Here is a 23,325-nt window from a genome sequence, read left to right as displayed (position 1 = left end):
CGTCAATGTAAGATATACACATATTTAAGAAATAATGTTAGAAACTTTGTCGAAAAATATTTTTTTGACACCCCTGAGACGGCTACAACCGTTGATATATCAACATTTATAGAGGGAGGGAACAAAATGCAAGGAAAACCAGAAAATTTTGCTATTCAGCAACCGATTATTGAGAGAATGGAAGCTCCTAATATGACGTTGAATAAGGACAAGCAGGTTGTAGTGGAGGATGAACAAATTCAATTAATAAGATTAAAACGTCTAACTACCATTGGGCAAGTTTTAGTTGGGATTCTTTTTGTTGCTTTATGGGAGATATTAACAAAATTTGGAATAATCGATTCTTATTATTGGAGCAGCCCGTCTACGATCGTTCAAACCACTTATGTTTCATTTACGGAAGGGACATTGCTACAGGATCTTATTTATACTTCCGGTGCAACGATCATCGGGTTTGCAGCCGGGACTTTTTTAGGATCGATTCTAGGATTATCGTTTTGGTGGTCATCTCTTTATTCAAACATTGCAGAACCGTACTTGATTGCATTTAATGCGATCCCAAAATTAGCTCTTGCACCGGTGCTTGTCATTATGTTTGGCATTGGATTTTTTTCAAAGGTGATTTTGGCCTTTTTAATGGTAGTGATCGTGACGGCCATAGCTGCATACAGCGGTGTCAAGGCTGTCGATAAAGACTTGGAAAAATTATTGTTTTCACTTGGAGCCAGAAGAATGCAAGTATTTAAAAAGGTGGTTGTTCCTTCAGCGATGCCGTGGATTGTAAGTAGCTTAAAAATCAATATTGCCTTGGCGCTGGCAGGTGCAATTGTAGGTGAGTTTATCAGTTCACGCCAAGGTGTAGGCCGAATGATATTATATGCGGGACAGGTCATGGATATCGATTTGGTATGGGTTGGAGTCGTTGTTTTGTCCGTATTGGCCATCATCATGTATGTTGCGACGGTTTGGCTGGAGAAATGGCTATTAAAAGGCCGTTCAGTTGAAGAATAAGAAAGGGAGTTGAGGTTTTTGAAAAATAGCAAATTTTTCACAAGTTTTTTCTTAATGGTTGTCCTAATAATGGCTGGTTGTTCTTCGGCAACTAATCAGACAGAAGGCCAGGCAGAAGAAAAAAGCGGGGAGTTAAAGAAGATTACAATCGCTGAACCTGTCCATTTGATTGGATACTTGCCTTTATATACAGCGATCCATGAAGGATATTTTGAAGAGGAAGGATTGGATGTTGAAGTGATTACGGCTACTGGAGGCGGGCATGTCACTTCAGTAGTTGGGGGAGATGCTTGGGGAAACATTGGCGGACCCGAGTCAAATGCTATGGCAAATGTAGGGAACCCTGATCCGATTGTATCAGTTGTAAATGTTGTAAATCGAGCGAATGTTTATTTGATGGCTTCCACTGATTACACGTTGAAGGATGACAGTAAAGAAGCATTAGCGGAATTTTTGAAAGGAAAAACCATTGCTGCCGGCCGTTATGGAGGAAGTCCCAATCTGCTTACCCGCTGGCTGTTAATGGAACTTGGGCTAGATCCGGAGAAAGATGTGAGATTAGAAGAGCCTGCGGATCCAACTACCGTTGTTTCTTTAGTGGAGAATGGGAATGCCGATATGGCCAATGGAGCTGAACCGCAAATCTATGAAGGGATTATAAAAGGTGTTTGGGATGAACCTTTTTATGGGTTTCCTAGTTTGGGAGATTATCCTTACTCTGTCCTCAGTGTAAAAAAATCTAGTATTGAAGAAGACCCTGAAACGGTACAAAGTTTTGTCAATGCTGTGCTTAAAGGATTGAAAGCAGTAAATGAAAATGCAGAATTAGCAATGAAAATTTTAAAAATAGAGTTTCCGACAACAGATGAAAAAAGTTTGCAAGCGGCTTTAGATCGTGCGTACGCTGATCATTTATGGAGTGTTGATGGTTATATTAGTAAAGAATCGATTGATAAGATGATGGATGTTGTCCAAAAAACTGGTGTATTCAAGGAAGAATACCAATATGATGATTGGATCGATATGAGGTTTGTAGAACAAGCAAAATAAAAGGGAGAAACATCGCCTCCCTTATTTTTTCTACAATATAGAAAGGATGTTGAAAATGGAATTATATAAAAAAGTTGATCCTGCGCATACCGCATTAATTATTGTCGATGTGCAAAATGATTTTTGTGATCCAGCCGGAAGCTTGGGAAAACAGGGATATGACGTTGCCATGGTTGATGAAATGATCAATGCACTAGAAGAATTGACTTTTCACGCCAGGGAGTGCAAAGTGCCGATAATATTTATTCAAACCATCCATGAAGCTTGCACTGATTCAGATACTTGGACAAAAAGATTAAAAAATACTAACCAAGAAAGGGTATGCAGGAAGAATACATGGGGAGCGGATTTCTATAAAGTAAAACCGCTGCCGGAAGATATAATCGTTGTCAAACATCGTTACAGCGCCTTTATTAATACGCGTCTTGATTCGGTGTTGCGAACGTTGAAAATAAAAACATTGATCATGGCGGGTGTAAGTACGAATGTTTGTGTAGAATCAACAGCCAGAGACGGATTTATGCTCGATTATGACATAGTATTCTTGTCTGACTGTACGGCTGCATATTCGAAAGAAGCGCACGAAATGACATTGAAAAACATTGATCAATATTTTGGAACGGTTTGTCAATCCCATCAAGTGATTAATAGTTGGCTGGCTTTAGAGAAGACATTCTAATTTTTGATCGGAAAAAAGCAGGTGAATGAAAGGATGAGAAAGACTGAAGCTAATATTCATTTAAGCAAAGACTTGTCAATCAAAACAAAAGCAGCGCCCTTTTTCATTTTATTATCCGTCTGCCCAGGAACATTTTTATCCCATTTCTCAGCAGGCTTAGTTAACATTGCCTTACCGGATTTGTCGCTTTATTTTCAAGCACCTTTAAGTATAACTCAGTGGATTGTCACCGGATATTTATTAGCAATTATGTTATGTTTGCCCGTTATGGGCAATTTATCAGACAAATACGGAAAGAAGATCATACATAATTCAGGTTACATTGTGTTTGGGATAGGAATTGTTTTATCGGGATTCTCTTTTTCACTAGCCTTGTTGCTGATGGCACGGATTTTACAAGGAGTTGGAGCTGCAATGCTGCAATCAGCAAATATAGCGATAATTTCAGAACATTATCCTGAAGGCAAAAGAGGAAAAGCTTTAGGAATTATCGGAACAGCAGTTGGTGTTGGAGCTTTGCTTGGTCCTTCTGTCGGCGGGCTGTTGATTAATTGGTTTTCTTGGCGGGTAATGTTTTGGATACAAATTCCAATTGTGATTGCAGCTTTTATTTTAGCTTCTAAATTCATCCCTAAAGATGCAACGAATCACGAAATCAAATCTTTTGACTATTTGGGAGCTATGTTGTTTGGTATATTTATTACTTTCATTATGTTTGTGCTCAATGAAATCGGAGAGGGAGAAATAAATAAGCAGCTGTTGATCGCTGGTTTGGCCGCGATGCTAAGTTTTCTTTTATTTGTATGGCGGTTACAAAAAAACAATAATCCATTCATTGATGTGAAAATATTGTCTCAACCCATGGTGTGCGCCGGAAGTTTGATTATTGTTGTCAGTTATATGGCAACCTTCTCTACTTTAGTTCTTCTTCCTTTTTATCTAAGAGGAGTTCTTGGGGTTTCTCCTTCTTTGTCAGGATTACTGATCATGAGCTATCCATTGTTACTGGCAGTAATCGGTCCGATCAGCGGAGCCTTTTCGGATCGCTTTGGCCATTGTTTCGCCATTATTATTGGTCTTATACTCATGATCGCATCATTTGCAGGATTAAGTATGTTGTCAACTGTAACCCCTGTAATATTTGTTGTTTTCCTTCTTTGTTTACTAGGATTTTCTATGGGAATCTTAAACTCTCCAAATTACAATTTAATCATTCATAACGTACCATTCCAATATTTAGGTATAATTACAAGTACAATTGCTTTGCTTCGAAATTTTGGAATGGCCTTAGGCACTGCATTAGGGGTAACATTTATGAATTATTTTGTTGAAGGAGCCTTGACAAAATTGATGAATGTTGATAACCCAAAGCAAGCTGGTAATGTAATGACAGGTTTTCACAGTTTTTTCTTGCTTATAGCAATGTTGACAGCTTGCGTCACAGTCTATTTTATTATCTTGAACAAAAAGGTCAAAACGAACTTAACTTATGTTGCAAAGAGATGAATTAGCCCTGAAGCCATGCTGCCTTCTTTGGAGTATATCAACCTATTAAATATGAAGGCAGAAGATAAGAATTGGTATTATCCCAACCGGTAGACTGCCTAAAAAGAAATGGTTCTTAACGGGTCTTCTTAGGAGGGGATTTTTCTATGGCTAAAAGCAATTTGTGGAAAGTTGGGGAAGGGACGGCCAAGTGGTGTTGAATGATCCTTCTCGCATTGCGGGCGGCAAAACCGCATGTGGACAAGAAGTTCATTCAATTCTATCATGCGGCCTTTCTCCGATGGAATACCGAAGAAAGCCGCAAGTTAATAAAAGATGTTGCTGTCGCCAAACTAAAAAATGGCGGTAAGTGAAATAAACCCAACCAGTATAACATTTAATATGGGGGTGCGAAATTTTGGATGGATATATCCAAATAATTTCTTGGCGGCGTTAAAGAAACCATGTATCTGATAAAACTTCCTCTTCAGCTTTTTGGCTTGATCGCTTTTACAAATTCGCTAATCGAATCGTCCAATCTTTGCAGCAGTTCATCTGATAACGTATATTGATTTTGATCTCGAACCACCCAAGCATCGATTGCATAGACGCCTCCGAGGATATGTCTCGCTCCCATTGTTGATAAAACCGGTTTTAATGCATAGTCGATTGATAAAAGATGGGCAATCGTTCCGCCGATAAAAAGGGGAAAAATCGTTTTTTCCGCAAATCCCTTTTGAGGAAGCAAATCGAGGTATGTTTTTAAAATGCCTGTATAGGCAGCCTTGTAAACAGGGCTTGCGATGATCACTCCATCTGCTTCCGCTACTTTTCTGTTGGCGTTCAATATCGCTTCGCTGTCAAACCTTGCTTTAATTAAATCCTCTGCAGGCAATTCGGCAACTTGAATATGTTCAACATTTATCGCGTGTTCTTTTAGCTGGTGTTCTACATATTCCGTAAGTCCGTGCAGTCTTGAGACTGGTGAAGGGCTCCCGTTGATAATGACGACATTGCTCATCTAAAATTCTCCTTTCTGTCCCATGTTGTAAAACAAATAAAACCTATCAATTTAGTTTGTTTTATGCTACCATTATTTTTTGGCCATTGTCAATATCTAGAAGTGGCGAATGGGTTATTTTGATGATAAAAATAGCAAAATGAAAAATGTATGTAATTATGCAGCTTGTGATTTGCTTTTTGTTATTCTTTCATTCCAATCACCCGAATCCGTTTATAATCTGCAAGCCACTTCCCGTTTTGAAATAAGGTGTTTTTTAACTTATTTTCTATATTCGTGATGATAAAATTTTTGGTATCGTCCGCAACATCGTTGAACAGACTGCCAGCGAACATTTCTATCCAATTTTTTAAGCCATTCTCCCCGTGTAAGGGTGTTGGGCGGTCAAAATGCTGGGCGAACACAACCCGAAACCCGGCTTCCTCCATTAACGATGAATATTCGCCAATGCTTGGAAAATACCAAGGAAATTGGTTTGCTTTTTCGTTCATCCCCAACTGATTGAATTCATTTCGGATGGCATCGGTAATCGTTTGCACATTGCCTTTGCCGCCGAATTCCGCTACAAAACGGCCGTTCTCCTTTAAGGCTTGATAAATATTGATTAGCGCTTGTTTCGGCCTCTTGATCCAGTGAAGAACCGCGTTGGAGAAAACGGCATCAAACTCGTTGCGGTAGCCAAGATTTAAAACATCCTTCACCTCAAAGGTTAAACCGGGGTATTTCGTTTTAGCCTGATTGATCATATTTTCTGATTTATCAATTCCGACGACATCAGCTCCTAATTCGTAAAGCTTCCAGGCTAAATCTCCCGTACCGCAGCCAAGATCAAGAATACGTTCACCTTTTTTTGGCTCCAACAGATCAAGCAAATGTTCTCCCAATTTGGAAACAAATGAATGTTTTGTGTCATACAAAGCTGCATTCCAACTGTCGTTTTTCATGTGATAGGATCCCTTCTTTCATTCTTTCAATCACTATTGTAGCAAATAACATGAGGGAAATTGCAAAATGCAGAGTTTTTCAATGGAAAATCCGCTTATTTTTTGCCGTTTCTAAACGGTTCCCATACTTCTTCAACCCATTGACGAAATTTTTCATACGCTTCCTCATTTGTTTGAACATTATCTACGAACACACCTTTGAATTTATCATAATAATGTTCTTTATTTGCAAATAATTGTTGATATTCTTCCTCCTTTAAATCATCAAAAAATAAATCCATTGTGCCATCAGTTCTTTCCCAGGCAATTCCTTCTATGAAAGGGGTAAATTCATCTTTAAAATTATCTACATGCAAATGATTTCCAGTGTAGTTTTTCGAATGAAAGTAGTCTTCTGTCTTCATGAATGTTCCCTCCGAGACGAGTTTTTTTCAAGATCTGAATTTCTTGCGTATCTTGTTGAAAAAGCTTTCATAATGTCAGTCATTTTCATTGTAAAGAAACAAGGATGATTTTGCAGCTTTCCTGGATTTCTGTTCTTGTTTTTCTCTTTGTTCCTCTTGGCGTTTTTAAGCTTAACATCTTTCTTACGATCCATCCATTCCAGCTAAAAGGTACTTCAGCTTAATAGAATCTGCGTCAAAAACCTTTTTCGACTCCATTTCGTATTTTGGAATGACTCTTTGCTGTTTGGGAATGCTCTTTTTCGAAAGTTTATACTTGGACACTAAATGATCATTGGAAAACAGGCCGGGCAGTATGCCGCTCCTCATCAAATGAACAGGCGCCTAGCTTCCATTTTTTCTTATACATGAAAATAAGCGAGTAGATGTCGATCGCTCTACAATTTAGCAAAGGTGGATAAAAATATGAAAAAACTTTTCCCTCACGTTAATTTAGAAAACTGCAAAGAAGCCTTGGAATATTATCAACAAGTTTTTGGAGGAGAAATCAAAAATGTTGAGACATCCGATGGAAAAGAAATGTTTAAAGGCCACGAAGGAAAATATATTCATGCGGAGCTGGTTATTAACGAATCATGTGTAATTTATTTTGCCGATGTTTTCTCGGCGGTGACGAAGGGAACAAATATATGGTTGACATTGGATTTAGAGACAGAAGATGAAATACATTCGATTTTTGCAGCATTAGCGAAAGATGGGCAAGTCAAAATGGAGCTGCAAGACACTTTTTGGAACTCAAAATACGGGATTGTGGTCGATAAATACGGTTTAATTTGGGAGCTAAATTTTGCAAAATAAAGACCTTCCCGAGATCGTAAAAAAATTTCAAAAGTAGTGTTTGAATTAAACATGTTTTGTTATAATTGAATAAAAAATTTAGAGGAGATGAGCGGAAGATGAGCCAGCAAACAGTTGAGAAAGGCTATTTTGGCCAGTTTGGAGGAAGCTTTGTTCCTGAAGATTTGCAAAAAGCATTGGACATATTGGAAGAGAATTTTGAAAAATTTAAAAATGATTCAGAGTTTAATGAAGAATTGAGATATTATTTAAGAGAATATGTCGGAAGAGAAAATCCGCTGACATATGCGAAAAATCTAACGGAAGCGCTTGGAGGTGCGAAAGTTTATTTAAAACGTGAAGACTTAAACCATACCGGCGCACATAAAATCAATAATGCAATTGGACAGATCTTGCTTGCCAAACGGATGGGAGCCACCAGAATTATTGCAGAAACAGGCGCTGGACAGCACGGTGTTGCAACAGCTACTGCGTGTGCGATGTTTGGAATGGACTGCACCATTTACATGGGCAAGCATGATACAGAACGGCAGGCGTTAAATGTTTTCCGAATGGAGCTGCTTGGAGCAAAAGTAGTACCGGTTGAACAAGGTCAAGGGCGTTTGAAGGATGCAGTCGATGCAGCTTTAGCTGATTATGTAGAAAATTACCAAAACACGTTTTACTTGCTTGGATCTGCTGTCGGCCCGCATCCATACCCGACGATTGTCAAACATTTTCAATCAGTCATTAGCGAAGAGTCGAAAAAGCAAATTCTTGAAAAAGAAGGGAAGCTTCCGACTGCTGTGATTGCTTGTGCAGGAGGAGGAAGCAATGCGATCGGCGCTTTTGCTCATTATATTGAAGAACCAAACGTCAGATTAATTGGAGTGGAGCCTGAAGAAGCACCAACGCTTACGAAAGGCGTTCCTGCTGTTATTCACGGATTTAAATGCTTAACATTGCTTGACGAAAATAATGAACCGATGCCGACATACTCCATTGCAGCGGGACTGGATTACCCGGGAATTGGGCCGGAACATAGCTATTTAAAAGAAACGGGTCGGGCGGAATATGTTACAGTCTCTGGGAAAGAAGCATTAGATGCTTTTCAGCAATTATCCAAGTTGGAAGGAATTATACCAGCTCTTGAAAGCTCTCATGCTGTAGCATATGCGATGAAACTTGCTCCGCAGCTAAGCAAAGACGATATTGTAATTATCAATCTTTCCGGCAGAGGGGATAAAGATGTAGAGCAAGTGTTTGAAATGTTAAAAAAATAAAGTTTGGCGCGGCCGGTTAACCACCGGCCTTTTTTTGCCTAAAATGACATTATGTTCACAATTTCGACAAAAAATAAAAATAATTGTCATGATTTTATTATTTTTCATTGCGTCCTTATTTTTGCTTTGTTATAATAAAAACCGTCATTGTTCATAAGGGCAAACTCACCGGTAGAAATTGCGGTAACATGTCGGTTGAAAAACAATCTTTGTTGCATACACCTTATTTGCGGGTGTAGTTTAGTGGTAAAACCTCAGCCTTCCAAGCTGATGTCGTGGGTTCGATTCCCATCACCCGCTCCATACATATTATTATCAACGCAGTGTTTCGTATTCTCTAGCGAACGAAGCATTGCGTTTTTTATTTGCTCCGGACAAGTTTTAAAAAAAGAGGCTTATACCATTATGTGATGGCGAGCCTCTCCGCCGTGAATTTGAACAAACATGTTTGCCATTCTTTCAATTAATAATTCCGCTTCTTGTGTTTTCATCGAAGGTCTTAAATAAATGATATGAACAGCGTTCGTTGTCGAAAGCTGGACAGCCGTTCTTTTGGAATCGACATAAGGGCTTCCAAACGGCCCAATGGCATCGCAAGAGACGAGTTTGTTTTCCATATGTACATGACGCCCGTTGATGGCATCATAGGTATCATCTTTTTTGCCGATTTTTAAAATGATCGACCCTTTAATTTGATCGCGGTCATAAATGCCAAGCGGAATTTGGTATTTTAAAGAGAAAAAGTTGTTTAAGTCAACGGCTGAATGGATAGATTGCAAATATTGCTGCTTTTGAATGCGGCGGAAAAGAGCATCATTTGATGGGCGATGCCGGTTAGGATCTGTGCCGATTTTTTTGAAAACTTCCCGCCATTCATGAATGCCGGCAATCTCGTTTGTTTTTTTGTTTTCCAAATCGAAAAAAATCGATTCTTGAAAAAAGCGCAGCCTGCCTTTTAACATTTGCGGAGATTCTGAAACTTTTATTTCATCATATTGAATGAAGCCCACTTTAAAACCGGGGATACGCTGGCGAATTTCTTCCGATATAAAAAATTCCATCAATTTCCCTCCTATTTTTCGCCATTTTATCTTAACATAGATTATATATTTTTTGAATTCAAAACAGGAGGTGAGAGGGAATGGATGCTGCCGCTTTAAAACAGGAAGTCATAGAGTACAGCAAAAAAATTGGGATCGACAAAATCGGTTTTGCCAGCGCAGATGTGTTTGAAACATTGAAAACACGTCTTATTCTGCAGCAGGAACTCGGCTATCAGTCTGGATTTGAAGAACAAAATATTGACAAGAGAACAAATCCCGAGCTTCTTTTGCCAAAGGCAAGATCCATCATATCGATTGCATTGGCTTACCCATCCAAGATGAAAAACGCACCCCGCAGTACGAAGCATGAACGGCGCGGGTTGTTTTGCCGGGCATCTTGGGGAAAAGATTATCATGACATCCTTAAGGATCGGTTAGCAAAATTGGAAACATTCATTTTGGAAAAAGTGGAAGGCGCCCAAATTAAATCGATGGTGGATACGGGGGAATTATCTGATCGGGCTGTGGCAGAACGCGCCGGAATCGGCTGGAGTGGGAAAAACTGTATGATTATTACACCGGAATTCGGATCTTATGTTTATTTAGGGGAAATGATCACAAATATTCCCTTCCCTCCTGACACACCGATTGAAGACCGTTGCGGTTCCTGTAATATATGTGTTGAATCATGCCCGACCGGAGCGCTTGTTCAAGGAGGACAGCTCAATTCCAATAAATGCATCGCCTTTTTAACACAAACAAAAGGCTTTTTGCCTGATGAATTCCGTGGTAAAATTGGGAACCGGCTTTACGGTTGCGATACATGTCAGCTTGTTTGCCCGGAAAATAAAGGAAAGGATTTTCATCTCCATCCCGAAATGGAACCTGATCCGGAAATCGCAAAACCGAAGCTAAAGCCGCTGCTGCACATATCGAATCGTGAATTTAAAGAAAGATTCGGCCATATCGCCGGTTCGTGGCGAGGGAAAAAACCGATTCAACGCAATGCGATCATAGCTTTGGCTCATTACAAGGATGAATCTGCTCTCCCGGATTTAGTCAAGCTTATGCATGAAGACCCTCGTCCCGTCATTCGGGGAACGGCCGCATGGGCGATTGGCAAAATAGGGAACAAAACTTTTTTGCCAGAATTGCAAAAAGCTTTTGAAAAGGAACAAGATCAAGAAGCGAAAACGGAAATTGCCAAAGGAATTGCGATGTTACATGAATGATTTCTATCGTCACCATCATACGTATATAGAAAAAACGATAAAATGGTGGTGACAAGTGTGGACGTAGATGCTGTTTACAAACAAATGAATGAAAAGCTGCAATTTTTGGTCAGTAAATCAGGCTATTACAACCGCTATCCATTTTCAGAACTTGATTGGCATCAAAGAAAAAAAGAATTGGCAGAAAAGAGGAAGGCTGAAATTGTGAAAGCGTCTTGTCTGGTCAAATGGCCGAAACACCTTGAGGAAGGTGTTAGAAGCGTTGACTATCAATGTGAATATCGGCTTCTCTACAAACAAGACGACTTCTTATATATCGAAGAAACAGCGGAAGTGCGGACAGCCAGATTTTCTGCAAAAGGCCATTTTATCGAGGATGTTTTGAAAATAGAAAAATTGCCGTGCGATGACGAGATTCTGCCGCTGGAGGCAGCAATTTGTGAATCGGAATCAGGACGTGTTGCTTTTCAATATGACCGGTTGAAAAGTGTTCAATATGCAGAACGATGGTGGAACGGAAAAAATCCAAAATACCCTTATTTTGAGGTGAATTGCACAAATTTTGTGTCACAGTGTCTGCATGAAGGAGATGCGCCAATGAGGGGCTATCCTGGTCGGACAACGGGATGGTGGATGAAAGATAATGATTGGAGTTTTAGCTGGTCTGTTGCCCATGCGTTGATGCTCTATTTATCTACATCTAAAACCGGTTTGAGAGCAAAAGAAGTATCTTCTCCCGATTTGCTTGTGCCGGGAGATGTCATTTGCTATGATTTTCAAGGTGACGGGAGATTTGATCATACGGCATTTGTTGTGGCAAAAGATAAAAAGCATATGCCCCTTGTGAATGCCCAAACGTCCAACAGCCGAATGAGATATTGGTCATATGAAGATTCAACCGCCTATACAGCCAATATTCAATACAAATTTTTTCACATCATGGATGATAAAGAACAATCCAAATAATGTTATAATAATCGTACGAGGTGAAGAAACGTGGCATTACATGTTGTACTATATCAGCCGGAAATCCCCGCGAATACCGGGAATATTGCCAGAACTTGCGCGGCAACGGACACTGCCCTGCATTTGATCAAGCCTTTGGGATTTTCCACAGATGACAAAATGCTCAAACGTGCGGGGCTTGATTATTGGAAATATGTGAACATCCACTATTATGATTCATTAGATGATTTTTTTGTGCAAAATCGGGGCGGAGATTTCTATTATATTACTAAATTTGGGAAAAAATATTATTCAGACTTTGATTTTCGCAATCCGTCAAAAGAACTTTTTTTTATTTTTGGCAGAGAAACAACAGGCCTTCCAAAAGAATTGCTCGCTGCCAATGAAGATCGCTGCTTGCGCATTCCGATGACAGACAATGTTCGGGCGTTAAATTTATCAAACACTGCTGCGATTTTAGTATATGAGGCGTTGAGGCAGCAAGGCTATCCAAACTTAACATAAACCGCTCCCGCCGCCGTTTTTATGCGAGGCGGGAGTTTTTTGCCATCTCTTAAAGCATGGTTGGATATCCGCTAGGCAACGGCAATTTTCCGCAATATTCGCGAGCTAAACCGAAATGACTTCCTGATCAAACATTCCCTTTGCTTTTTTCGTAGGCAAATAAGAAACATATGAAAATCGCCATATGGCCATCTGCCTTTAATACGTAAGGGAGCCTGCCACAATCAAGCCGATGGAGACGGACAGAAAAAGCAAAAATAATCCGACAGCTTGATTATCTTCATCAATGGCTTTCGTAATATCAAACTTAGGCGTTATCCATTCCGCTATGTAAAAAAGAACGATTTGCAAAATAATGGCAATACTTCCCCAAATAAGCATGTCAATTAAGTTTACAGAGTTGGCGATTGATGAGTATAAAACAATTGCCAACCCCAACATTCGGCCGCCGAATGCATAGACGGCGGCTTTATTGCCGCTTTTGATTAAGGCAAACTCTTTATTTTTCGTTGTTATTTCAAATAAAATCATTCCGATGAACAACATGATCGCAGCAGCGCCAAGATAAGCAAGTGTTGACGCAAATAAACTGGTAAAGCTCATCAACTTCATCCTTTCTATCCATCATTGTTGTTGCCGGACTCCTACAGGCAAATAATAGGCGGCGTTATCGGTGATTTGCCCTCCTGCCCGAATTCCTATCCCGCATGCCTTCCCATTAATCAAAAAGCTTCCGATAATATATTTTGCGATCTTTTCACCTGTGACAGTTTGAATCTTGCATGAAGGAAGCTCGACATATTGTTGAAAAATCGGAAGGGAGTCTGCATATGTTTTGTGGGGATCTTCCATGACCTTTTTTCGGCCGATAAAAATCTCCACTGAATCGCCTTCACGGCCGAAAGCCGGTTTTTTAACGAAAGGCACTCCGTTTTTGATAAAAAAATCCTCATCCAAGTAAGTCGGAAGAAAATAACTGCGTATCCAGTTCCGTTCTTCTTCGTTGAAAAATGAATGTTGTCGTTCGTATAACCCCCAAATAACGGCTTGAACGGCTTTGGATTGAATGAGAAAGGCCGAAATGGGATTGATAATGGCGAGTTTTCTTTTTAGCACGAGCTGCAATAATTGTAGCCCCACCTTTTCTTTCGTTTCCGGATCTTCATCTAAAATTAAATGTTCGAGAGGATACGTTTGCCTGTATAAAATATCGATCTTTCTCCCTTCCGGATCGAATAAACCTTCTCCTTGTACAATTTTTAACTCATGGAGGGGCACATATTTTGCCGGCAAATGGATGATGTCACGTAAATAGAGAGTCGTATATTTGTCTTCCATGTGATCATCATGTGAAGTAAAAACGATATAGGGTTCACTTAATCCAAGTTTAATAGATGATTCGACAATCGCTTTTGATATCGACCTGGCTAAACATCGATCAAGTCCTTGATTTGGATTGGAAACTTGAAAATAGTCAGCTATATATTGGTTCACATGAAAAACTTCCTTAATAAAAGTCGGTGTATCCGCATTTAATTCGAGAAGCTTTATACCATCATCTGTTTGCACAAAATCGCAGCGGGCAATGATCGACTCGACTGGCAATGCTTTATGGCGGATGTATGGAAGCATTTCCGCCGGAATATCTAATTGCCGCAACGTATCATCATCCGCTTTTCTCAACAGCTTTGCCGTTTTAAAGAAAATGCGGCCGACGCGGTTTGTCGCTTTTTGAATGGTTTCAATCGTTTTTTTAGATAAAATCTTAATATCTAGTAAGGCATATTCACTTCCATATAAATCGGGCCAAAAATACTCAATTTTTTGATAGACCTTTTCCCTTTGCAATCGGATTGGTGTCGAGCATTCCCCCATTAACCGCCGAATCCTCCTTTTGTTCCTGAACCGAATCCAGAACTGCCGCCTTTAAAGGAGCTGCTTGATTTATAACGTTGATAGGCGGAATGGTTATAAAGTGATTTTTTGCTGGAAAAAAACTTTCCTCCATAAAAGTAATGGCCAAAATGCGGAGAATCGACATCATCACATTCCCAAACTCCATCATCAGCATCCCATTCCCATTCTTCACAAGCAGGATCATCGGGAACAGGCGGAAGCGAGGAATCGTTTGAACAGCCGGCCGTCCCAACCACCATTGCTGAGGAAACAATTCCGGTTAACAGTTTTTTGGTTTTTTTCAATGAAAAACCTCCTACTCTGCAAAGTTCGTTGTTCATGGTTTGCACATCCTATTATAGTATAATTGATAAAAGTAAATTTTTGGAGGTTTTAGAATGGCATTCTCAAAATTGGAATATCGAATAAATGACGAAGAAAACGGATTCCCGCCATTGTACCACTATAAGCAAATTGATCGCGATGAAGTGTTCTGCCGCCGCCTTTGCGATTATTTTATTAAAGACGGCAAAGTTTATCGGCAAACATCATCATTAAAAGAGGACGGGTTGTTTGTCATTTTTGTTGAAGAAGACCATGAAGAAGAAATATTTTTACACGCAAAAACTTATGAACACATTGCAATCGAAATTCGTTTATTTCAAGAAAACGAACCATCGTCTCTTCTTTTTGTTTTTGAAGTGAACAGGCATGAAGAAGTATTGGAATATTTAGGAAATGATTTTATAAAATTTGATGAATATGAATATAAAGTTATTTCAACGGAAATTGATGAAGACCGATCGGCATATGTTCTTTATGTTGGCTTGACAGGGTATCAATACGAAACAAATCAATAAAACTTCAGTCATTTTGGCAAATGGCTAGCAAGCGGAATGCTGGAAAAAAGAGATTGTAAATGAAAGTTTTCCACCGAATGCAGCATTTTGATCTTGGCAGATCGAAGTGTATTTCCTGTTTCAGGAAATACAAAAAAAGATGGTGAACTGATGTTCATCATCTTTTTTATACGCGGAAACACATTTTATGGTATAGAAAAAGCCGACACCATTTGATGCCAGCTAAAGAAAGGCTTACTTTTTATTTACCCCAGGTTTGTCGTTGTAACCCGCCGTGAAAATAGCCACTAAAAACGTAATGCAAACGCCTAAAATGAGCGCGGTTTTCACGATGATCCCTCCTTTTTATGTATAAAAAACAATTTTGCACGAATACATTGACTAGTCATATTATACATTAACATTCCCATCTAGTGAAAGGATTTTCATGAGTTTCACAATTTGTCAAATTTTTTCCGTACAATTTTGTATCCCCATATAAATCCAAAGCATGATTAAGGACATACAAGCATAAATTGTATTAATCTTGGTGCTTCAAACCAACGTTGGAGGAGGTCCTCGATGGATATATTAAAAAAACTCGAAAAGCACAGAGAAGAAGAAGAACGTCTAAAATGGGAAGGGACTTTTGCTGAATATTTGCAAATTTTAAAAGATAAACCTTGGATTGCCCAATCCGCTCACTCTCGAGTTTACAATATGATAAAAGATGCTGGCATTGAGGAAATAAACGGCCGGAAGCGATACAAGTTTTTTGATCAGGAAATTTTTGGACTTGACGAAGCTTTGGAACGCCTTGTTGAAGAATATTTTCATCCTGCTGCAAAACGGCTCGATGTGAGAAAAAGAATTTTGTTGTTAATGGGTCCTGTCAGCGGAGGCAAATCCACTCTTGTTACCATGTTAAAAAGGGGGTTGGAAAAATATTCGAAAACTGACCGGGGAGCAGTCTATGCCATTAAAGGCTGCCCGATGCATGAGGATCCTTTGCATCTCATTCCCCACCATCTTCGCGATGATTTTTATCAAGAATACGGCATTCGCATAGAAGGGAATTTATCGCCGCTTAATCTGATGCGACTTGAAAAGGAATATGGGGGGAAAATTGAAGATGTTATGGTTGAACGCATATTTTTTTCTGAAGATAAACGAGTGGGAATTGGCACCTTCAGCCCTTCCGATCCGAAGTCGCAAGATATTGCAGATTTAACTGGAAGCATTGATTTTTCTACAATTGCCGAATATGGTTCAGAGTCCGATCCAAGAGCTTATCGATTTGATGGGGAACTAAACAAAGCCAATCGCGGAATCATGGAATTTCAAGAAATGTTGAAATGTGATGAAAAATTTTTATGGCACTTGTTATCTTTAACACAGGAAGGAAATTTTAAAGCAGGACGATTTGCGTTAATTTCGGCCGATGAAATGATTGTCGCCCACACAAATGAGACAGAATACCGCTCTTTTATTTCCAATAAAAAGAATGAGGCGCTCCATTCGCGGATCATCGTTATGCCAATTCCATATAATTTAAAGGTTTCCGAGGAAGAGCGCATTTATGAAAAAATGATAAAGGAAAGCGATGTGTCCAATGTTCATATTGCCCCGCATACATTGAAGGTAGCTGCGATGTTTACCATTTTGACAAGATTAAAAGAACCAAAACGGGCTGATGTCGATCTTGTGAAAAAAATGCGTCTTTATGATGGGGAAATGGTCGAAGGTTTTAATGCTGTGGATGTGGAAGAACTGAAAAAGGAATATCCTGAAGAAGGGATGTCCGGCATTGACCCGCGTTATGTGATTAACCGAATTTCATCGACGATCATTCGAAAAGAGGTGCCATCCATTAATGCACTGGATGTGCTGCGTTCTTTGAAAGAGGGGCTGTACCAGCATCCGTCCATTTCCGATGAGGACAGGGAGCGTTACTTAAACTTTATTTCCATTGCCCGCAAAGAATACGATGAAATTGCCAAAAAAGAAGTACAAAAAGCATTCGTCTATTCTTATGAAGAATCTGCCAAAACACTGATGGACAATTATTTGGATAATGTTGAAGCGTATTGCAACAAAAATAAAATCCGCGACCCGCTGACGGGCGAGGAGATGAACCCGGATGAAAAGTTAATGCGATCCATCGAAGAACAAATTGGCATCTCGGAAAATGCCAAAAAAGCATTTCGTGAAGAAATTTTAATTCGCATCTCTGCTTATGCAAGAAAGGGAAAAAGATTTGATTACAACTCCCATGAACGGCTCCGAGAAGCCATTCAGAAAAAGTTGTTTGCTGATTTGAAAGACGTAGTGAAAATCACAACTTCCACCAAAACCCCGGATGAACAGCAATTAAAGAAAATAAATGAGGTTGTGGCAAGGCTGATCGATGAATACGGCTATAATTCAACGTCTGCCAATGAACTTCTCCGCTATGTTGGCAGTTTATTAAACCGTTAAGCCTAAAATCACATATTTTTTGCCCATTCTATGGGCTTTTTTTATCCAAACAACTTTTTGGCAGCCTAATTTTACTGGTGCCTGTCAATTATGAAAAACTTGCGCATAATATAAAATACTCTAAATGAAAAAGCGATTTCTAGATTATAATCCCGGTTGCCAGCTTTTATTTTTATGGAGGAGGGGGAAAAGATGGCCTCAAAAGAGAATCATCAATTCATTGTTTCTCGAGAAGACTGGTCCCTCCATCGCAAAGGCCATGATGACCAAGTTCGTCACAAAGAAAAAGTGCAGGAGGCAATTCGAAATAACCTGCCTGATCTCATTACAGAAGAAAGCATTATCATGTCGAATGGGAAAAATGTTGTCAAAATACCGATCCGTTCACTAGATGAATATAAAATACGCTACAACTATGAAAAAAACAAGCATGTCGGCCAAGGGAAAGGAAACAGCAAAATTGGCGATGTTGTTGCAAGAGATGGAAGCGGCAATGCGAAAGAACCTGGCAAAGGAGATCAAGCCGGCGATTTGCCAGGCGATGACTATTATGAAGCAGAAGTATCGATCATGGATTTAGAAAAATCTTTGTTTCAAGAACTGGAGCTGCCTGATTTACAGCAAAAAGAAATGGACCAAAATATGGTTGAAAAAATCGAATTTAACGATGTCCGCCGCACAGGACTCATGGGGAATATTGATAAAAAGCGGACAATGCTGTCGGCTTTTAAGCGAAATGCGATGGCAGGGAACAAAAGTTTTTATCCGATTTATCCGGAAGACTTAAAATTCAAAACATGGACGGAAGTGGAAAAACCGGAGTCAAAAGCAGTTGTGCTGGCTATGATGGACACGAGCGGTTCAATGGGCATATGGGAAAAATATATGGCTAGGAGTTTTTTCTTCTGGATGACAAGGTTTTTAAGAACGAAATATGAAACGGTTGATATCGAATTTATTGCTCACCATACAGAAGCGAAGGTCGTCACAGAGGAAGAATTTTTTTCAAAAGGTGAAAGCGGTGGGACGATCTGTTCCTCTGCTTATCGGAAAGCACTGTCATTGATCGCCGAAAAATATTCGCCTGAGAGTTATAACATTTATCCCGTTCATTTCTCAGACGGGGATAATTTAACTTCAGATAATAACCGCTGCGTGAAGCTTGTCGAAGAACTTATCAAAAAATGCAATATGTTTTGCTATGGGGAGGTAAACCAATATAATCGATACTCCACTTTAATGTCAGCATATAAAAACATCAAACATCCGAAATTCAAATATTATGTTCTAAAGCAAAAATCAGATGTTTTTTATGCCATGAAAACATTTTTCAAGAAAAAAGAAAGCAGCACCCAATATGTTTAACAGAGATCCAATCGCAATGCGTGTTAAAGATTGTGGAATTGTCGATTGCGTTGTTGGTGCCGACAAAGAAAGGCTAATGTTTATTGGAAACTCCGCCGGAACCTTCAGAGGTTCCGTTTTTTTAGGAAAGCCTTGTAACCGGTGAAAGGAACCATTATGATGGAGAAGGACAAATAAAAACAGGGGGATAAGAAGAGGATGAAAACAATTGTCGAATCATTTGGACGTTTTGATGAAAAAGATGTTTCCGCTTACACAATAACCAACGATCACGGCATAGAAATGACCTGCATCAATTACGGCTGTGTAATTACGAAAATAATGGTTCCAGATGCTGATGGAAAAGTGGAAAACGTTGTATTAGGATTTGACTCGGTTGAAGATTACGTAAAAAAATCGCCATACTTTGGCTGCATTGTCGGCAGAGTAGCCGGAAGAATCGCCGGTGGTGAATTCGAGCTTGACGGACACGTTTATAAGTTGGCAAAAAATGATGGAAACAATCATTTACATGGCGGCATTCGCAATTTTAGCAACATTGTTTGGGATGCAGAGTTGATTGAAAAACAGGAAGAAGCCAGTGTGATCTTTACGTATACGAGCCCGGACGGGGAAGAAGGGTATCCGGGAACCGTAAAGGCCACTGTGACTTACACGTTAAACAATAAGAATGAAATTCGCATGGAATACAAAGCTACAACCGACAAAACAACCATTATTAATTTAACAAACCATACATACTTTAATTTAAGCGGCGATTTGAAACGGGATATTTTAGATCATACATTGACATTGAAAAGCGACCGTTTTTTGGAATTGAAGGAGGATCTAATCCCAACAGGGCGATTCCTTGATGTGGAAGGCACACCGTTTGATTTTCGCAATGGAAGAAAAATTCGGGACGGGGCGGTTTCCGATCATGTGCAAAACAAAATCGCCGGGAACGGATATGATCACCCGTTTTTGCTCAATGAAGGGGAAGGCGAGAAGATTGTGCTTCAAGATGAAGAAAGCGGGCGCATGATCGCAGTTGAAACAGACCAGCCGGCCGTTGTTCTGTATACAGGAAACCAACTGGAAAACAATTTTTCCATTCGCGGAACATCATCCAGGAAGTATCTAGGTTTATGCTTAGAGACACAAGGTCTTCCTGACGCCATTCACCATCCGCATTTTCCTTCTTGTGTTTTGCATAAAGGAGAAACTTACAAAGCGTCGACCGTTTTTACATTCGGTGTTCTTCAGCGCAAACAATAAAATCGGAAATTCCACCTTGGCACCGCAAGCTTTCCGATTTTCTCCGTAGCGAATTTGGCCTGTTTCCGGGAAAATAGGCTTCATAATAGGTGGAGGTAGTGGTAGTACCACGTTTCAGTTCGAGAAAAATTAATTTTTATGACAGTCTACGGCATTCGTATTTTTGTGAATATTTGCCTATTTTACTGCGATCATACGCAGTGAGATGTTTGAAAGTTAATTTGTGGAAGACTGTGTTGGTACCATAGATAAACTCTCTGTTTGATCATGTTTTCGTCGACTTAATCATAACACGGTTTATCTGTGGTTTCTTTTTTCTTTGCATTTAATTTTACGTCTAACTTTTTACAAATGGATGAATAGTTAATTCTCTTTATTCTGGAGGACTTCTGACAAAATTATTCAACAGCGGTTATGCTAAAGAATCAGTTAAAATACTGAAATTCCATCCTTACTCTCTCCAAAAACACACAATAATTGCCATGTGATTTTAGAATACAACATTCCCTGAATAAAAACCTTAAAGACATCGGCTTAAATTTAACCGATGTCTTTAACTAAATTCTATAACTAACAACAACTATTCCTATAACTTATTAGTTAATGGAAAAACCGCGTAAAAGCACCATTCAAAAATTTTATAACTAATCTTATAACTAATACTATAACTAATTTAAAACTAAGTTGTGCAGCTCCTGAGGTCATATATACAAAACCAAATACTGAGTTTGTCGCGACCTTTGTTGGGAAATGCAACTTAGTACCTGGAAATTGGGAAGGGGATCGGTTTATTCCAAAACATTTCCCTCATGAACAATGGCTGGATGCCGGAGTGTCTGTCGAATTTAAAAGGAAGGGCCTGTATCCTGTCAGACCGGAATCATGGATATTAAGAGAAGCTCAGCAAGGTGCTCCGTATGGAACTGTATCATTTACGCAGTATCAGGGAAAAGAAATTCATTATACGGTGCAGGTAGAAGATAAGGAATGGACTGTTTATGCACCGATTCATGCAGCTTCTCAATTCCAAGTTGGAGATCGGGTTGCGCTGTCGCTGCAAATGCCAATAAAAGAAAAAGAAGCTGTTTTCCTATAAAGAAAACCAGGCGATGAGCCTGGTTTGATTTTTTTGGGAAAAGGAGAAAAATCTGGTATCGACAAGAATCCTAAATATTATCTTTTTTCTGGTTTTCCAACCACTAGAACAGGTGGGAAATGTTTCTTTTTATTTTGCCGATTTTTCTTTTTGTTCAGGTTTATAGTACAGTTTTTGCGACAGCAACGTTTGCAAAATAAGAAACGTTCCGCTGACAGACCAATAGAGCGGCAGAGCAGCAGGTGAAGCAATAGATGCCATGCCAATCATCAAAGGAGACAGAACTCCCATCATTTTCATCGGTCCTTGAAGCTGTTCATCAGGTATCGTTCTCAAGGATACTTTGAACTGCAAAAAATAAACGGCTGCTGCAATCAGCGTTAAAATCACATCGGGAGAGCCGAGATCAAACCATAAAAAAGAATGGCTGGCAATTTCTTTTGACCCGCGGATCGCATAATACAATCCCATGACGATCGGCAATTGGATAATAATTGGCAGACAGCCCATACCAAGCGGATTAATTCCGTTTGTGCGGTACAGTTCCATCATTTCCATCTGAATTTTTCGCTGCTCCTCTTGATCCTTCGCCTTTTTAAACTTTTCTTGCAGTTCTTTCATTTTTGGCATAACATGATTCATTTTCTCTTTCATCGATTGCTGTTGCTTATATTGGCGGAGCATAAGCGGCATCAGTACGAGCCGAATGATAAGGGTTATTAAAATAATGGCGATGCCGTAATTGCCGTTAAACCATTCTGCCAATGTTTTAATGAACATTGAGAAAGGTTCGACAAAAGTTTGGTGAAAAAAACCCGATTGGCTGCTGTCGGCGCTGCAGCCGGTTAACAAAATTGAGATAGCGATAACGAGTATATAAATACCATTTCTCATCTTTCTCCTCCTAAGCTTTTGCAATTTTGGGTTCAACCAGAAGGAAAAGATGCCCTTCAGAATCATCCGAACCTTCTCTCCGTTTTCTTTTTTTAACTAAAAAAGATAAAAAATGGATCGTAAACATCGAACCATTTTGGCCGTTTAGAAGGCAATCTATTTTTTCAGATTCCTTCCATACTGTTTTGCTTGAAAAAAGACAGTTAATGCAGGCTTTCCGTTTAAAAAATCGCAAACCAATCAAAAAGCAAGTTTGCAGAGAAAGAGCAATCAAAATGGTTTCCAATGTCAATTCCAGCTCTGGCACGAAGCTCACCTCAAAACACATTATAAAACATTTTACCTCGATCTGCTATGCTTGTCATGATTTCACACCAAAAACTAAAAATGTAAACTAATGAAAAATATCAGTTTACAAAAATAGAGATGTGCACTATGATGTGATATATAGCATGAAGAAAGGAGCATTTATATGAAATTACGTGATATGGTATTCATCGCTTTATTTGCAGCTATTGTTGGAGTTCTCGGGCTTATCCCGCCGATTTCTTTGCCTTTTACGCCAGTCCCCATCACCGCCCAAACGCTTGGGGTTATGCTAGCAGGCGCCATTCTCGGGGCAAAAAGAGGATTTGCCAGTTTGTTCTTATTCATTTTGTTGATTGCAGCAGGAGCACCTATCCTTTCTGGTGGAAGAGGAGGATTAGCTGTCCTATTCGGGCCGAGCGGAGGTTATATTTTATCATGGCCGATTGCATCGTTCATCATCGGCTATTTTGTTGAAAAAAACTTGCCAAACCTTAATTTTTGGAAAATATTTGCCTACAATATCATCGGCGGCATCCTATTCGTTTATTTGTGCGGCATCACATATTTATCTTTCCTGTCTCAATTAAAATGGTCGAGTGCTGCCATTTCTGCTTTGGCCTATGTTCCAGGGGATTTGACAAAAGCGGCTGTATCAGCATGGTTGGCAATACAAATGAATAAAGCATATCCGTTGATAAAAAGAGAAAATAAGCGGGCAGCTTAAAGGGGAGG

At 39.5% G+C, this 23,325-nt stretch carries 24 protein-coding genes and 1 tRNA gene; 17 read left to right on the top strand and 8 right to left on the bottom strand.

Annotation, left to right across the window (positions count from 1 at the left end):
- Positions 1 to 177 precede the first annotated feature (177 nt).
- The 5 genes from AC0KTX_RS12270 (at position 178) to AC0KTX_RS12250 (ending at position 4,599) form a co-directional block, all read left to right on the top strand.
- Positions 178 to 1,011, top strand: coding sequence for an ABC transporter permease (locus tag AC0KTX_RS12270; protein ID WP_474252455.1), 834 nt, complete (start codon positions 178 to 180; stop codon positions 1,009 to 1,011).
- A gap of 69 nt (positions 1,012 to 1,080) precedes the next feature.
- On the top strand, positions 1,081 to 2,061 hold the full coding sequence (locus AC0KTX_RS12265) for an ABC transporter substrate-binding protein (RefSeq protein WP_474252454.1): 981 nt from the start codon (positions 1,081 to 1,083) through the stop codon (positions 2,059 to 2,061).
- Between the two features lie 55 nt (positions 2,062 to 2,116).
- Positions 2,117 to 2,740: a cysteine hydrolase family protein gene (locus tag AC0KTX_RS12260; RefSeq protein WP_327863914.1), complete on the top strand. Its 624-nt coding sequence runs from the start codon at positions 2,117 to 2,119 to the stop codon at positions 2,738 to 2,740.
- 33 nt (positions 2,741 to 2,773) lie between these two features.
- Positions 2,774 to 4,246: an MFS transporter gene (locus AC0KTX_RS12255; protein ID WP_327863913.1), complete on the top strand. Its 1,473-nt coding sequence runs from the start codon at positions 2,774 to 2,776 to the stop codon at positions 4,244 to 4,246.
- A gap of 200 nt (positions 4,247 to 4,446) precedes the next feature.
- Positions 4,447 to 4,599, top strand: coding sequence for a hypothetical protein (locus tag AC0KTX_RS12250; protein WP_474252456.1), 153 nt, complete (start codon positions 4,447 to 4,449; stop codon positions 4,597 to 4,599).
- 113 nt (positions 4,600 to 4,712) lie between these two features.
- Here AC0KTX_RS12250 and ssuE read toward each other — a convergent pair whose 3' ends face one another.
- The 3 genes from ssuE to AC0KTX_RS12235 form a co-directional block, all read right to left on the bottom strand.
- Entirely contained in the window at positions 4,713 to 5,246 is a 534-nt protein-coding gene (ssuE, locus tag AC0KTX_RS12245; RefSeq protein WP_474252453.1) for an NADPH-dependent FMN reductase, read from the bottom strand.
- 182 nt (positions 5,247 to 5,428) lie between these two features.
- Entirely contained in the window at positions 5,429 to 6,190 is a 762-nt protein-coding gene (locus AC0KTX_RS12240; RefSeq protein WP_474252452.1) for a class I SAM-dependent methyltransferase, read from the bottom strand.
- A 95-nt stretch (positions 6,191 to 6,285) separates the two neighbouring features.
- Positions 6,286 to 6,594, bottom strand: a complete 309-nt coding sequence (locus tag AC0KTX_RS12235; protein ID WP_474252451.1) for a hypothetical protein — start codon at positions 6,592 to 6,594, stop codon at positions 6,286 to 6,288.
- A 465-nt stretch (positions 6,595 to 7,059) separates the two neighbouring features.
- Between AC0KTX_RS12235 and AC0KTX_RS12230 the strand changes: the two genes are divergently transcribed.
- From AC0KTX_RS12230 to AC0KTX_RS12220, 3 genes are all read left to right on the top strand, one after another.
- Positions 7,060 to 7,452, top strand: a complete 393-nt coding sequence (locus AC0KTX_RS12230) for a VOC family protein (protein ID WP_474252450.1) — start codon at positions 7,060 to 7,062, stop codon at positions 7,450 to 7,452.
- Between the two features lie 98 nt (positions 7,453 to 7,550).
- Positions 7,551 to 8,714, top strand: coding sequence for a tryptophan synthase subunit beta (gene trpB / locus AC0KTX_RS12225; protein WP_474252449.1), 1,164 nt, complete (start codon positions 7,551 to 7,553; stop codon positions 8,712 to 8,714).
- Positions 8,715 to 8,943: 229 nt separating this feature from the next.
- Positions 8,944 to 9,017, top strand: a tRNA-Gly gene (locus AC0KTX_RS12220).
- 92 nt (positions 9,018 to 9,109) lie between these two features.
- Here the strand turns inward: AC0KTX_RS12220 and AC0KTX_RS12215 are convergent.
- On the bottom strand, positions 9,110 to 9,775 hold the full coding sequence (locus AC0KTX_RS12215; protein WP_474252448.1) for a B3/B4 domain-containing protein: 666 nt from the start codon (positions 9,773 to 9,775) through the stop codon (positions 9,110 to 9,112).
- A gap of 80 nt (positions 9,776 to 9,855) precedes the next feature.
- On the opposite strand from AC0KTX_RS12215, the gene queG reads away from it, so the two are divergent.
- The 3 genes from queG to trmL are packed head-to-tail and all read left to right on the top strand — an operon-like array spanning position 9,856 to position 12,459.
- Positions 9,856 to 10,989: a tRNA epoxyqueuosine(34) reductase QueG gene (gene queG / locus AC0KTX_RS12210; protein WP_474252447.1), complete on the top strand. Its 1,134-nt coding sequence runs from the start codon at positions 9,856 to 9,858 to the stop codon at positions 10,987 to 10,989.
- Between the two features lie 42 nt (positions 10,990 to 11,031).
- Complete coding sequence (locus AC0KTX_RS12205) at positions 11,032 to 11,955, top strand: amidase domain-containing protein (protein ID WP_474252446.1); 924 nt, start codon at positions 11,032 to 11,034, stop codon at positions 11,953 to 11,955.
- A gap of 30 nt (positions 11,956 to 11,985) precedes the next feature.
- On the top strand, positions 11,986 to 12,459 hold the full coding sequence (gene trmL / locus AC0KTX_RS12200) for a tRNA (uridine(34)/cytosine(34)/5-carboxymethylaminomethyluridine(34)-2'-O)-methyltransferase TrmL (protein WP_474252445.1): 474 nt from the start codon (positions 11,986 to 11,988) through the stop codon (positions 12,457 to 12,459).
- Positions 12,460 to 12,657: 198 nt separating this feature from the next.
- Here trmL and AC0KTX_RS12195 read toward each other — a convergent pair whose 3' ends face one another.
- From AC0KTX_RS12195 to AC0KTX_RS12185, 3 genes are read right to left on the bottom strand one after another with little or no spacing between them, the layout of a single operon-like run.
- The gene (locus tag AC0KTX_RS12195) at positions 12,658 to 13,062 is read right to left on the bottom strand and encodes a DUF350 domain-containing protein (RefSeq protein ID WP_474252444.1); all 405 of its coding nucleotides are present in this window, start codon (positions 13,060 to 13,062) and stop codon (positions 12,658 to 12,660) included.
- A 21-nt stretch (positions 13,063 to 13,083) separates the two neighbouring features.
- Positions 13,084 to 14,334, bottom strand: a complete 1,251-nt coding sequence (locus AC0KTX_RS12190; RefSeq protein ID WP_474252443.1) for a glutathionylspermidine synthase family protein — start codon at positions 14,332 to 14,334, stop codon at positions 13,084 to 13,086.
- Positions 14,334 to 14,696: an aminotransferase yhxA gene (locus tag AC0KTX_RS12185; RefSeq protein ID WP_474252442.1), complete on the bottom strand. Its 363-nt coding sequence runs from the start codon at positions 14,694 to 14,696 to the stop codon at positions 14,334 to 14,336. The genes AC0KTX_RS12190 and AC0KTX_RS12185 overlap by 1 nt, the downstream gene beginning before the upstream one ends.
- 57 nt (positions 14,697 to 14,753) lie before the next feature.
- Here AC0KTX_RS12185 and AC0KTX_RS12180 point away from each other — a divergent pair, with 57 nt between their 5' ends.
- The 5 genes from AC0KTX_RS12180 (at position 14,754) to AC0KTX_RS12160 (ending at position 21,390) form a co-directional block, all read left to right on the top strand.
- Positions 14,754 to 15,215 carry a hypothetical protein gene (locus AC0KTX_RS12180; RefSeq protein ID WP_474252441.1) on the top strand — a complete coding sequence of 154 codons (462 nt, stop codon included), beginning with the start codon at positions 14,754 to 14,756 and terminating at the stop codon, positions 15,213 to 15,215.
- A gap of 561 nt (positions 15,216 to 15,776) precedes the next feature.
- The gene (locus AC0KTX_RS12175; protein ID WP_474252440.1) at positions 15,777 to 17,672 is read left to right on the top strand and encodes a PrkA family serine protein kinase; all 1,896 of its coding nucleotides are present in this window, start codon (positions 15,777 to 15,779) and stop codon (positions 17,670 to 17,672) included.
- Positions 17,673 to 17,864: 192 nt separating this feature from the next.
- The gene (gene yhbH / locus AC0KTX_RS12170; RefSeq protein WP_474252439.1) at positions 17,865 to 19,037 is read left to right on the top strand and encodes a sporulation protein YhbH; all 1,173 of its coding nucleotides are present in this window, start codon (positions 17,865 to 17,867) and stop codon (positions 19,035 to 19,037) included.
- Positions 19,038 to 19,235: 198 nt separating this feature from the next.
- Positions 19,236 to 20,294 carry an aldose epimerase family protein gene (locus tag AC0KTX_RS12165; RefSeq protein ID WP_474252438.1) on the top strand — a complete coding sequence of 353 codons (1,059 nt, stop codon included), beginning with the start codon at positions 19,236 to 19,238 and terminating at the stop codon, positions 20,292 to 20,294.
- 832 nt (positions 20,295 to 21,126) lie between these two features.
- Positions 21,127 to 21,390 (top strand): TOBE domain-containing protein, encoded by a 264-nt coding sequence (locus AC0KTX_RS12160; protein WP_474252437.1) that lies wholly within the window; start codon positions 21,127 to 21,129, stop codon positions 21,388 to 21,390.
- 129 nt (positions 21,391 to 21,519) lie between these two features.
- On the opposite strand, the gene yidC is transcribed toward AC0KTX_RS12160, so the two are convergent.
- On the bottom strand, positions 21,520 to 22,284 hold the full coding sequence (gene yidC, locus AC0KTX_RS12155) for a membrane protein insertase YidC (protein WP_474252436.1): 765 nt from the start codon (positions 22,282 to 22,284) through the stop codon (positions 21,520 to 21,522).
- Positions 22,285 to 22,756: 472 nt separating this feature from the next.
- Here yidC and AC0KTX_RS12150 point away from each other — a divergent pair, with 472 nt between their 5' ends.
- Positions 22,757 to 23,317 (top strand): biotin transporter BioY, encoded by a 561-nt coding sequence (locus tag AC0KTX_RS12150; protein WP_474252435.1) that lies wholly within the window; start codon positions 22,757 to 22,759, stop codon positions 23,315 to 23,317.
- Positions 23,318 to 23,325: the final 8 nt, after the last annotated feature.

Source organism: Aeribacillus sp. JST-2 (assembly GCF_056032925.1).
This window is presented reverse-complemented; position numbering and strand designations above follow the sequence as displayed.